Annotated in this window: 12 protein-coding genes; 5 read left to right on the forward strand and 7 right to left on the reverse strand. The window is 54.9% G+C overall.

The genetic code is table 11. The features are described 5' to 3' along the window. Nucleotides 1-50: 50 nt before the first annotated feature. Both AOY24_RS12535 and malK read right to left on the reverse strand, forming a co-directional pair. Nucleotides 51-1,376, reverse strand: a complete 1,326-nt coding sequence (locus AOY24_RS12535) for a maltoporin (protein ID WP_042999029.1) — start codon at nt 1,374-1,376, stop codon at nt 51-53. A gap of 74 nt (nt 1,377-1,450) precedes the next feature. Next, complete coding sequence (malK, locus tag AOY24_RS12540; RefSeq protein ID WP_042321056.1) at nt 1,451-2,560, reverse strand: maltose/maltodextrin ABC transporter ATP-binding protein MalK; 1,110 nt, start codon at nt 2,558-2,560, stop codon at nt 1,451-1,453. Between the two features lie 369 nt (nt 2,561-2,929). Between malK and malE the strand changes: the two genes are divergently transcribed. From malE to malG, 3 genes are all read left to right on the forward strand, one after another. Continuing rightward, entirely contained in the window at nt 2,930-4,120 is a 1,191-nt protein-coding gene (gene malE, locus AOY24_RS12545; protein WP_042999028.1) for a maltose/maltodextrin ABC transporter substrate-binding protein MalE, read from the forward strand. A 79-nt stretch (nt 4,121-4,199) separates the two neighbouring features. After that, nucleotides 4,200-5,744: a maltose ABC transporter permease MalF gene (malF, locus tag AOY24_RS12550; protein ID WP_044253367.1), complete on the forward strand. Its 1,545-nt coding sequence runs from the start codon at nt 4,200-4,202 to the stop codon at nt 5,742-5,744. Nucleotides 5,745-5,847: 103 nt separating this feature from the next. Continuing rightward, complete coding sequence (gene malG / locus AOY24_RS12555; RefSeq protein WP_044253369.1) at nt 5,848-6,738, forward strand: maltose ABC transporter permease MalG; 891 nt, start codon at nt 5,848-5,850, stop codon at nt 6,736-6,738. Between the two features lie 92 nt (nt 6,739-6,830). Here the strand turns inward: malG and psiE are convergent, their stop codons facing one another. Further along, on the reverse strand, nt 6,831-7,241 hold the full coding sequence (gene psiE, locus AOY24_RS12560; protein ID WP_042999025.1) for a phosphate-starvation-inducible protein PsiE: 411 nt from the start codon (nt 7,239-7,241) through the stop codon (nt 6,831-6,833). Nucleotides 7,242-7,381: 140 nt separating this feature from the next. Here psiE and AOY24_RS12565 point away from each other — a divergent pair, with 140 nt between their 5' ends. Both AOY24_RS12565 and AOY24_RS12570 read left to right on the forward strand, forming a co-directional pair. Then, a complete protein-coding gene (locus tag AOY24_RS12565) occupies nt 7,382-7,891 on the forward strand; it encodes a GNAT family N-acetyltransferase (protein WP_054176729.1) in 510 nt (169 codons plus the stop codon). A 10-nt stretch (nt 7,892-7,901) separates the two neighbouring features. Beyond that, complete coding sequence (locus AOY24_RS12570; protein ID WP_044264141.1) at nt 7,902-8,366, forward strand: acyltransferase; 465 nt, start codon at nt 7,902-7,904, stop codon at nt 8,364-8,366. A 12-nt stretch (nt 8,367-8,378) separates the two neighbouring features. On the opposite strand, the gene AOY24_RS12575 is transcribed toward AOY24_RS12570, so the two are convergent. The 4 genes from AOY24_RS12575 to yjbE all read right to left on the reverse strand — a co-directional run bounded on the left by AOY24_RS12575 (nt 8,379) and on the right by yjbE (nt 12,153). Beyond that, nucleotides 8,379-10,475, reverse strand: coding sequence for a YjbH domain-containing protein (locus AOY24_RS12575; RefSeq protein WP_044253375.1), 2,097 nt, complete (start codon nt 10,473-10,475; stop codon nt 8,379-8,381). Then, nucleotides 10,475-11,212 (reverse strand): capsule biosynthesis GfcC D2 domain-containing protein, encoded by a 738-nt coding sequence (locus AOY24_RS12580; RefSeq protein ID WP_044264146.1) that lies wholly within the window; start codon nt 11,210-11,212, stop codon nt 10,475-10,477. Before AOY24_RS12580 ends, AOY24_RS12575 begins: the two co-directional genes overlap by 1 nt. Then, nucleotides 11,209-11,847 carry a YjbF family lipoprotein gene (locus tag AOY24_RS12585; protein ID WP_042999020.1) on the reverse strand — a complete coding sequence of 213 codons (639 nt, stop codon included), beginning with the start codon at nt 11,845-11,847 and terminating at the stop codon, nt 11,209-11,211. The genes AOY24_RS12580 and AOY24_RS12585 overlap by 4 nt, the downstream gene beginning before the upstream one ends. A 63-nt stretch (nt 11,848-11,910) precedes the next feature. Further along, nucleotides 11,911-12,153 (reverse strand): exopolysaccharide production protein YjbE, encoded by a 243-nt coding sequence (yjbE, locus tag AOY24_RS12590; RefSeq protein WP_042321038.1) that lies wholly within the window; start codon nt 12,151-12,153, stop codon nt 11,911-11,913. Nucleotides 12,154-12,172: the final 19 nt, after the last annotated feature.

Raw genomic sequence — 12,172 nt, forward strand, 5'->3', positions numbered from 1 at the left:
GCGAGAAACAGAGGGGCTTACGCCCCTCGCTACGTCAGGTTAGTGCCGGATTACCACCAGATTTCCATCTGAGCACCGAAGGACCACTCATCGTTGTCGCCACGGCTGTAGGTGCGCGCGCTGGTATCGCTGTAGGCAATGCCGTTGTCGTAACCCCATTTCTCATCCCACTTCGCGTAGGTCGCGAAGACACGGATAGCCGGGCGGGACCAGATGCTGTCGCCAGCCTGCCACTGTTGCGCCAGGGTAATTTTGTACTGGTTGTTGGTGTCGTCGGTACGCTGAGACTTCACGTTGTCGTAGCCGATTTCCATCAGGGTGCTCATGATCGGTGTCCATTTGAACATCGGACGCACACCGACGGTGTACCAGGTTGAACCGTTGTTATCGTCACGGTCGATATCCTGATACATACCGACGTACATCAGGTCCCAACGGTCGCCCAGAGAGATAGCACCGTGGTCGAGGATACGCACCAGACTACCGTTGTTGTTGATTTCGTTGTTAACGACGCCAATTTCCGTATCTGGGTTGTAGTTGTTACCCGTGAAGGAGCCCTGCGGGATCCCTTTACCCTGAGTCGTCATTGCGTCGGTAGCGTACTGAACGACAAACTTGTTGTAGCCTTTCAGCATGCTTTGCGTGTGTTCAGCGGTGAACATCCAGCCGTCTTTAGTGGCACCGTCGGCATAGCTGTAACCGTCAGTTTTGTTCGCACGACCGTAGTCAACACCCAGTTCCAGCACGCCGTCCGGGTTCGTTTCCAGACCGGCTAAACGCACGTCGAAAACGTCGTTCGCCGTGTCTTTGTAACGGTCATAGATATCATTGCTGCTGAAGATGTAAGAGCCGCCGGCTTCCTGAGAACGGGTGGCGGCCAGAGACAGTTTACCGAAGCCCAGATCGATATTTTCGATACCGGCGCCAGGACCTGAAATATCCCAGTAGTAGAAGTCGATCATGTGAACGTCATGACGCTGATAGAAGCGCTTACCTGCCCAGATGGTGGAGCCAGGCAGCCAGTCGATCAGGTTTTTACCCTGTACGTTCGCTTCACGGAATGCCGGGTCGGTGGCTTCCCAGTCATTCTGCTGTGCCACGGAGTAGGCAACGTTGGTGTCAAAATAGAAGCTCTTATCGCCCTCTTTCCAGACTTCCTGGCCCAGTTTAAGTTCCGCGTACGTTTCACATTCGTTGCCAAGACGGTATTTACTTTGAGCACCGGTTGCCTGGAAACATTGTTGTTCGCCGCCACTACCCGTCCAGCCGATACCGGAACGAGCATAACCATGGAAATCCACTGCCATTGCCTGAACAGACATAATGCCTGCTGCGACGGCAACCGCCAGGGGGAGTTTGCGCAGAGTAATCATCATTCTATCTCCTGAGATCATTGCTTTTCTTTGCACGCTTCACCGTAGGGTTTTGCGCTTTTTTTTAATGGGACACCTTAAACACCGGGCTCTTTATGCAACCGACGACATGCGGTGCCATCTTCACGGAACAGATGACAACGCTCTGGCGGCAGGCCAATAGCGAATGTGGCGCCCTCTTCTACCAACACCACGTCGTTCTGGCGGTACACCAGGTTTTGACGAATGGCGGGGATCTGAATATGAATCTGTGTTTCGTGACCAAGCTGTTCGACGACCTGAACCTCGCCTTCCAGCGTGACATCGGCGATATCACTGGGCAGCAGATGCTCCGGACGAATACCTAACGACATATTTACGCCGACCTGCACATCACGGCTGTCGACCGGTAGCCAGACGTGCTGACGGTTCGGCAGTTCCACTTGCACCTGGTCGATGGCGGTTGCGGTGACTTTCACCGGCAGGAAGTTCATCTTCGGTGAACCAATAAAGCCTGCGACGAAGCGGTCTGCCGGGTAGTGATATAGTTCCAGCGGCTTGCCAATCTGCGCGACGCGACCGGCATCCAGCACCACGATTTTGTCGGCCAGCGTCATCGCTTCGACCTGATCGTGGGTGACGTAGATCATCGTGCGACCCAGGCGTTTATGCAGACGGGAGATTTCGATACGCATCTGCACGCGCAGCGCGGCATCAAGGTTGGAGAGGGGTTCATCGAGCAGGAACACACGCGGTTCCGCCACCAACGTACGGCCAATCGCCACGCGCTGGCGCTGTCCCCCAGAAAGGGCTTTCGGTTTACGCTCCAGCAGATGCGCCAGTTGCAGCACTTCGGCAACCTGGTTCACACGCTGATTCATTACTTCTTTTTTCGCGCCCGCCAGTTTCAGGCCAAACGACATATTTTCGGCAACGGATAAATGGGGGTAGAGCGCGTAGGACTGGAAGACCATCCCGACGCCACGTTCCGCAGGGGGGATATCGTTCATGCGGGTTTCCCCAATATAGAGGTCTCCGCTGGTAATCGTTTCAAGTCCGGCAATCATACGGAGCAGGGTCGATTTGCCGCAGCCTGACGGTCCAACAAACACCACGAATTCCCCTTCGTGAATGTCGAGATTGATATCTTTCGATACCACCACATCACCCCAGGCTTTCGTTACATTTCGCAGCTGTACGCTCGCCATGCCTTCTCCCTTCGTTACAACCTGTCATTGACAGCAACATTCATGATGGCCCGACTATGCGGGATTCACTGCGAGCGTGAATCCTCCACCCCCCAGCTTTTTTATGGGGGAGGAGTCGGGAGGATGAGGGAAGGAAGTCTGAGACCCTGGCCGGGGGACATCGCGTAATTTCGTGATGTTCCCCGCAAAAATGAGTCTGTTTTTATGTGCGCCAGTACGCATTACTCATATTTCTGCAACACAGATCACATAAAGAGCGGGTGGGGCGTAGGGGTAAGGAGGATGGAAAGAGGATGTCAAATAAGGAGACTGAGTCACGTTGAACCACTGAAGTCTTACCACGAGCACATCACCAAAAGGATGGCAGATATGAAGATCAAGACTGGCGCACGCGTTTTCGCATTGTCCGCCCTCGCAGCAATGATGATTTCCGCACCGGCTCTGGCCAAAATTGAAGAAGGTAAACTGGTTATCTGGATTAACGGCGACAAAGGCTATAACGGCCTGGCCGAAGTGGGTAAAAAATTCGAGAAAGACACCGGTATCAAAGTGACCATCGAGCACCCGGACAAGCTGGAAGAGAAATTCCCGCAGGTCGCGGCAACCGGTGACGGTCCGGACATCATTTTCTGGGCGCACGATCGTTTTGGCGGTTACGCACAGTCTGGCCTGCTGGCTGAAATCACGCCGGATAAAGCGTTCCAGGACAAACTCTATCCGTTCACCTGGGATGCCGTGCGTTACAACGGCAAACTGATCGCCTATCCGATCGCGGTTGAAGCGCTGTCGCTGATTTACAACAAAGACCTGGTGGCAAACCCGCCGAAGACCTGGGAAGAAATTCCGGCACTGGATAAAGAGCTGAAGGCGAAAGGTAAGAGCGCGCTGATGTTCAACCTGCAAGAGCCGTACTTCACCTGGCCGCTGATTGCTGCCGACGGCGGTTACGCATTCAAGTTTGAAAACGGCACGTACGACGTGAAAGACGTGGGCGTCGACAGCGCAGGCGCGAAAGCGGGTCTGGGCTTCCTGGTTGACCTCATCAAGAATAAACACATGAACGCCGACACCGACTACTCCATCGCCGAAGCGGCCTTTAACAAAGGCGATACGGCGATGACCATCAACGGTCCGTGGGCATGGACGAACATCGATAAGAGCAAAGTGAACTACGGCGTCACCCTGCTGCCAACCTTCAAAGGCAAACCGTCTAAACCGTTCGTCGGCGTGCTGAGTGCCGGTATTAACGCCGCCAGCCCGAATAAAGAACTGGCAAAAGAGTTCCTGGAAAACTACCTGCTGACCGATCAGGGTCTGGAAGAAGTGAACAAGGACAAACCGCTGGGCGCCGTGGCGCTGAAATCCTATCAGGATCAATTAGCGAAAGACCCACGTATCGCCGCCACCATGGATAACGCCCAGAAAGGCGAAATCATGCCGAACATCCCACAGATGTCTGCGTTCTGGTACGCGGTTCGTACGGCGGTCATCAACGCCGCCAGCGGTCGTCAGACCGTTGACGCAGCACTGAAAGACGCGCAGGGCCGTATCACCAAGTAATGCTGTCGATGTGCCTGATGGCGCTGCGCTTATCAGGCACATTCACGACAAGATTTCACCGTTGTAGAGGAAGATCCCCATGGATGTCATTAAAAAGAAACATTGGTGGCAAAGCGACACGCTGAAATGGTCAGTGATAGGTCTGCTGGGCCTGCTGGTGGGTTACCTTGTTGTTTTAATGTATGCACAGGGGGAGTACCTGTTCGCCATCATGACGCTGATTTTAAGCTCTGCTGGCCTGTACATTTTTGCCAACCGTAAGACCTACGCCTGGCGCTACGTTTACCCTGGCATGGCAGGTATGGGACTGTTTGTCCTGTTTCCGCTGATTTGCACCATCGCCATTGCCTTTACCAACTACAGCAGCACCAACCAGCTCACTTTCGAACGCGCCCAAGAGGTGCTGATGGACCGCTCTTATCAGGCGGGTAAATCCTTTAACTTCGGGCTATATCCTGCCGGTGAAGAGTGGCAACTGGCTCTCACCGACGGCGAAACCGGAAAGAATTACCTCTCCGACGCTTTTAAATTTGGTGGCGAGCAAAAGCTGGCACTGAAAGAGACAGACGCCCTGCCGACCGGTGAACGCGCAACGCTGCGCATCATCACCCAGAATCGCCAGGCGCTGAATCAGATTACCGCCGTGATGCCCGATGGCAGTAAAGTGATCATGAGCTCGCTGCGCCAGTTCTCCGGTACTCAGCCGCTGTACACCCTCGCTGATGACGGCATGTTGACCAACAACCAGAGCGGCGTGAAATACCGTCCCAATAACGACATCGGCTATTACCAGTCCATCAATGCGGACGGCAACTGGGGTGATGAGAAGCTGAGTCCAGGCTACACCGTGACCATCGGCTGGGATAACTTTACCCGCGTCTTTACGGACGAAGGGATCCAGAAGCCATTCTTCGCCATCTTCGTGTGGACGGTGGTTTTCTCAGTGCTGACCGTGATTCTGACCGTCGCCGTGGGGATGGTGCTGGCGTGTCTGGTGCAGTGGGAATCGCTGAAAGGTAAGGCCATTTACCGCGTCCTGCTGATCCTGCCGTACGCTGTGCCGTCGTTTATCTCAATTCTGATTTTCAAAGGGCTGTTCAACCAGAGCTTTGGTGAAATCAACATGATGCTGAGCGCGCTGTTTGGCATCAAACCAGCGTGGTTCAGCGATCCGACCACTGCCCGTTCGATGATTATTATCGTCAACACCTGGCTCGGTTATCCGTACATGATGATCCTGTGCATGGGCTTGCTGAAAGCGATTCCGGACGACCTGTACGAAGCCTCGGCAATGGATGGCGCAGGCCCGTTCCAGAACTTCTTTAAGATTACGCTCCCGCTGCTGATCAAGCCGCTGACGCCGCTGATGATCGCCAGCTTCGCCTTTAACTTTAACAACTTCGTGCTGATTCAACTGTTAACCAACGGCGGTCCGGATCGCCTCGGAACGACCACGCCAGCCGGGTATACCGACCTGTTAGTGAGCTACACCTATCGCATCGCCTTTGAAGGCGGCGGCGGTCAGGACTTTGGTCTGGCGGCGGCAATCGCCACGCTGATCTTCCTGCTGGTCGGCGCCCTGGCGATTGTGAACCTGAAAGCCACACGCATGAAATTTGATTAATCAGCATCACCAGGCGTCATTGGCGCCGCCAGTCTGGATGCTGCCAGCATTCAGAATGGCAAGTGAAATAGCCTGGAGCGGTATTAAGGAGTGAAGAAAAATTATGGCTATGGTCCAACCGAAATCTCAAAAGTTGCGCCTCTTTATCACGCACCTGCTGCTGCTGATATTTATCGCGGCGATCATGTTCCCGCTGCTGATGGTTATCGCCATCTCGCTGCGTGAAGGTAACTTTGCGACCGGGAGCCTGATCCCGGAAAAAATCTCCTGGGAGCACTGGCGGCTGGCGCTGGGCTTTAGCGTTGAACACGCTGATGGCCGCGTCACGCCGCCCCCCTTCCCGGTACTGTTATGGCTGTGGAACTCGGTGAAAATCGCCGGGATCACCGCAATGGGTATCGTGGCGCTGTCCACTACCTGTGCCTACGCTTTTGCCCGTATGCGCTTCCCTGGCAAAGCCACGCTGCTCAAAGGAATGCTGATTTTCCAGATGTTCCCGGCGGTGCTGTCGCTGGTCGCGTTGTACGCGTTGTTCGATCGCCTCGGTCAGTACATTCCGTTTATCGGTCTGAACACCCACGGCGGGGTGATCTTCGCCTATCTCGGCGGTATCGCACTGCATGTGTGGACCATCAAAGGCTATTTCGAAACCATCGACGGCTCGCTGGAAGAAGCGGCCGCACTGGATGGAGCAACCCCGTGGCAGGCGTTCCGTCTGGTGTTGCTGCCGCTGTCGGTGCCCATTCTGGCGGTGGTCTTTATTCTGTCGTTCATTGCCGCCATCACCGAAGTACCGGTTGCCTCACTGTTGCTACGTGATGTGAACAGCTACACCCTGGCGGTCGGGATGCAGCAGTACCTCAACCCACAAAACTATCTGTGGGGCGATTTTGCCGCTGCCGCCGTGCTGTCCGCGATTCCAATCACTCTGGTCTTCCTGCTGGCGCAGCGCTGGCTGGTCAACGGCCTGACGGCGGGCGGAGTCAAAGGCTAAGTTTCATCGAAGTACCTGTAATGCCACTGCACCCTCAACTTGTTTTATCCAACTTGTGACTGTAATTCGGCGCTCCACGGAGCGCCCTTTTTTTACTCGCGCTTCAGGCGTTTCGAATTACACATCCAGAGGGTGATCACCAGCAGCAGGATCGCCGCCGAATAGATCAACACGTCCATTGGCGATTTGTGATCGACGATGATCAGCCGGACAATCGCGGTGATCCCGATATAGATGAAATAGCGCAGCGGAAAGTGAAAGCCTGACTGAAAGTACTTCACAATCAGCGCGATAAATTCGAAATAGAGAAAGTAGACAACCAGCCCTTCCACCAGCTCATACTTGCTGGCTTGCTCAGGCGCGAAAAGCACATCAGCCAGATGCAGTGTCTCTTTGCCGAGGAATACGACCAGGATCAGGCCCAGACTCAACAGCCCAAGGTTCAACACGGTCTGTAGGATCGTAGAGATAAACTCCACGCGCGGACGAGATAGTGACGTCATAACAGCACCTCTTTCTCAGTGGTGAGGTTCCTGTATAACGCAAAAATGTGACGGAGATCTATATTTTTTGTTTATGTTTTGTGCAATCAGAAAAGGGTGTGACAATCCATTCAACCCTAACATTCTGAAAGGAAGGCGAAATGCTTCGGTTTCAAATGGCAATACGCGACGATGCCAGCCTGTTGAGCACAATGGGATATACCAGCTATCGTCATCATTTTGCCCATCTGTGGAAAAACGATGACGAACTGGCGGCGTATCTTGAGCAGGAATATTCTCTGCCCGCCATCGCCAGAAGTCTCGCAGAAGCGGGCACCTTCTGGTTGATCGCTTTTACTGACGTCCCGATTGGTTTTGCGAAGTATTCGTTACATCAGGCCCTTGAGCCACAAGACCCGCCGGGGACATTGCTGCATAAGATCTACCTTCTGCCGGGCGAAACTGGCAAACAGTACGGTGAACAGCTTTTTGCCGAAGTGGTCCGTCAGGCCAAAGCGCAAGGGGAAACACGGATCTGGCTGGAGGTACTGGCGGATAACCCCCGGGCACGTCAGTTCTATGAACAACAGGGAATGACCTTTGTGAAAGACACTTTTTTTTCCACCACGTCGCAGACCACTACGCTTCACGTTATGGGAAAACCGCTCTGAGAGACCCAAAATGGCAACGACTCATCAGTCCACCCTCCGCAATGTCACCTGTGGTGAAAATGTAGTGATTTATGAACCCGCCAATCTGTACGACTGCCGGCTTGGTGACAACGTTTTTGTCGGCCCCTTTGTCGAAATTCAGGGAAATACGCAGATTGGCGCAGAGACAAAAATCCAGTCGCATACCTTCATTTGCGAATATGTCACCATCGGTTCCCGCTGCTTTATCGGCCACGGCGTCATGTTCGCTAACGATATGTTTCGGGAAGGAAAACCCAATGCCGACCGCAGCAGTTGGGGACGAATTACTCTTGGTGACGATGTCTCCATTGGTAGCGGCGCGACAATACTGGCGGTCAGTATCTGCGATGGCGTAGTTATCGGTGCGGGTAGCGTGGTGACCAAATCAATCACCGAAAAAGGCGTATATGCAGGTAATCCAGCCAGATTATTACGCCGTCTTCCGGCTGGATAAAACCACGTTAACTCAGCGGAAATTCACACTTTTATCGCTGGTCATGTCATAGAGCTGGAATTTACGTCCGAGCTGCTGACCCCCATCACGCGTCAGCGGCGTCCAGCCGATGGCCGCACGACTGCGGGTCGGGCCGGAAGAGAAGAGATCCAGCGGAATCGACACGTAGACGCCTTTGGTGAAATCCCCTTCGCCATACTCATCCGGCGAGACGTTGGTAAGCGTGGCGTAACCACCCACCACCACGCCGCTGTCAAAGCGTTTAGAGATATCCAGCGTGCCGCCTTTATCCCCCGCCAGATACTGACCGATGCTTGCTTTCACCAGCACGTCCTGGGCGAATGACGGCGTCCAGTAGGCCGTCAAGTGTCCGGTCTTCACGCTGTAGTCGGTGAATTTCATCATGTCCTGCGCGCTGCGCCAGTCACGCTGTTTCACGTAGTTTGCATCCAGACCAAACGCCCAGTTGCTGTCGACCGGACGGTACAGCACTTCTGCCCCCGCCCCGCCATACATGGTTTCAAGATAACCCCCGTAGACCTGACCATAGAAACCATTACCCAAGTACTGGAAATAGTTAGCTTGCAGGTTGTTCACATAAACGTCGTTCTGCACATATTCACGCACGCGGGTACGCACACGCGGCAGCTTCGAATCGTTCGGCGGATTGGTGTAGTTGAATTTATCGTAGTTATTGGCGAGATTGCCAAACAAGCTTCCGGTGGTCAGCAGGTGATCGGTCACCCACAGATCCGCCGTCGCCATCACACCCAACTGGTACATGTAGAAGTTTTCCGGTCCGCCCACGGACTGGTTCAGCACCGGATCGAGGTGGAAGTCGAAGCGCGACTTGTCGATATACCAGCCCTGCTCAGTGCGTTCCGGCACTATCGGCTCAAGGCGTTGTTGCGCCAGCGGCGTTTCCTGTCCCAGCGGTTCGCCTTCCAGATGGCGTTTCAGGCTGCTGACGTCCGTTTCGGTGGTGACCTGCGGCAGGTTGAGACGGTTTTCCGTCACGCGGATCGTGCGGATCCCCTCTGGCAAATCGTTCATCACGATCCGATTCGCCCGTTCAATACCTTCACGCGAGTCGCGGTATTTCACCTGCTCGCCGGTCACGTACAGCGTGTCGCCTTTCACCTGAATCTGCGGATCTGCCAGTCCGGCGTTGTATTTCAGCAGCGTCAACTGATTCGCCACCACTGAGTGTTGCAGGATCGCGTCCTGCGGTTGCGGCTGGTATTTCGGCCGCGCGTTATCGTTATACGATGGGCGTAAGTCGTTGAAATTAGTCCGCAGCGTTACCCCAAACATAAAGGTGTTACCACGTTCATAGCTGAGGTTAACGTCGGCCCAATCGGTGACGCGGTAAATGGCGCCGACGTTAAACTTGCTTTTCTGTTCCAGCTTGCCCGCAAAATCCTGCTGGTAGTTATTGCCCTCATATTCCAGCTTCAGCCGCAGGGGCTGCCACGGCGTCTGGTACTCAACGCCGCCAAACAACGATGCCGGGCCGTGGAACATCTGGCTGCCATCAATGGAGCCAGCTTGTTTATAGCGGTTATCGCGGTAGCAATATTTATCGCTGTACGAACAGAGCGGGTTACTGACGTTGCCGCTGGTTCCCAGATATCCCCAGCCGAGGCCGAGTGAGAAATCAAACGGTCCCCAGGCTTTGTTCGCCACGAGGTATTCCGCATCAAACAGGCCAGTCCCGCCGATATCTCGCGCACCGACCGACACCTGCGGCATCCAGTAGCTCTCTTCCCACAGGCGTAACTTCAGATCGAACGCTTTATCTTTGTAGGTTTGATCGCCGGAAAACGATTCGACGCTGCTGTACTTTTTGGTCCGCACATCGGTGTAGCGCAGCGTGGTTTCCAGCCAGGGGAAAAGCTGTACGGAGGCGGAGTAGTAACGGTACTGATCGTTATCACGATAGTTGAGGCTCAACTCCCCTTCACGCGCCATGCGCGCGGTTGGGGTCTGTAATAATCCCACGCCGCCAAAATCCGACTGAGAGGGTCCAATCGGCGCCGGATACGTTTCGGCATGGCAGGCTGCGCTGATGCCCAGCGCCAGTAAGCTGAGCAGATATGTTTTTTTCATTATTCAGGTATCCGCTGCGTCAGGGTATGAAGAATGTCAGCGTTCAGCGCTTCCGGTTCGCTGCTCCAGAGAGAATCATCCAGCCCGACAACAATGATGCTGCCAGGCATCGGTTCAACGTGACGCTTATTCCAGTACGCCACCGGCACCTTCTGCGTTCGGCCATCGGGATAAACAAGCCACGCATAGCTGCGATCCGCGCCGCTGAGCCGGTCTTGTCCATCGAGATAGCTGACGACGTCGCGTCCGGGCATAAACGGCTGCTTACCGGGACGGCTTATCAGGCCAAAGAGCGTGACGTCCGTCGGCTGCCCGCCGACCCACAGCGTGTAGTTGCCCTGCAACGGCGGATTGCCGCGTTCGCTGACCCGCACGATGTCCGGATCGAGATTCACCAGCTGTCGACCCGTCACCTTCAGCGCCTGAACTTGCTGGCGCAACGCGTTAATGGCGGCGGCATCGTCCCCGCTTGCGTTGGCGCTTAACGCCGCCAGGTGCGCCAGCAGCGCCTGCTGTTGGCCCTGCGCTTTCACGGTCGCTTTCTCTTCAGCGATCACCGCGCCAGGCCACCAGCTGTTCGCCAGTCTGGGCTGTCCCACCAGATCGATAAGATGATCAGCGCCGGTAAGCGTTTTCGGCTCTGTGCTACCGGCGCTAAAGACCTTAACGGTCCCCGCAGCAAAAACAGATGACGCGCTCAGACTGAAGATCAGCGCTGCAAGAGTCCGTTTCATCATGATTTTGCCGCCTTAATCAGCGTGGTTTTCACCGGGAAGAAGTTCGCGCCCAGATACTGCTCCGACTGGCGAATTTGCCCTTCGTTATCGATCCAGTAACGGTTATGCCAGCGCGCTTGATCGGTCGTGACAGTTTCGTCCAGCACGCGAACCGGCGTCTCTTCGCTACCGACTTTTACCGTGTCGTTGCCATCCCATGTAAAGACGGAGCGCGCGGTGGCATAGCGCACCTGCTTGTATTCCGTCCAGCCCATCGTGCGGGTCCAGGTGGCACCGTCGACGATCTGATTCGGTTTACTCAGCGGGTCATCTGCGAGGTTATTCACATCGATAAGGTTGTCGCCGCCAAGCAACGTTTTCACCAGACGACCATGCTGGGTCACGAGAGTGGCCTGATCCTGCGTCACCCATTTCTGCTGCCCGTTCTCTGCGAAAGCGAGCACCACAAACAGCTGCGGCCCGCCGTTGAGCTGCATGTACTGGCTGGCGTAGGGCATGTTTTGGATATCATCGTCCGTTAGCTGGACGCCGGGCGTGCCAAACAGACTGTCCCACAGTGAGTTGCCCAGCTGCTTTGTGGTGGCTGAGCAGGCCTGTAACAGCAGGCAAAGTAATATGAGCGCAGGTCGCTTCACGACTCTTCTCCAGAGGGGCAAAATAACCACACCGAAGTGTGGTTAGAGTTAAACGTACCGGTGTTACTGGGTACTGGTGGTGGTTGTGGTGGTGGTCCCGGTATTGGAACCGTCACCGCCGCCGGTTGCCGCCAGAGCGACACCCACCGCCGAACTTACGGTGCTCACGCTGGATGCCGAGGAGCTACCCGCCGACACCGACGTTGCTGCCGAACCTGCTGCTTCACCCACCTGAACGGGGGCTGCATAGACAGAACTCGCCGCAAGCGCAGATATGGCAAAAATGCCATACAGAACTTTTTTCATAACAATTTCCCTTCATTGA

This window comes from Citrobacter sp. CtB7.12, from assembly GCF_001297795.1.
Lineage (GTDB): Bacteria > Pseudomonadota > Gammaproteobacteria > Enterobacterales > Enterobacteriaceae > Citrobacter_A > Citrobacter_A amalonaticus.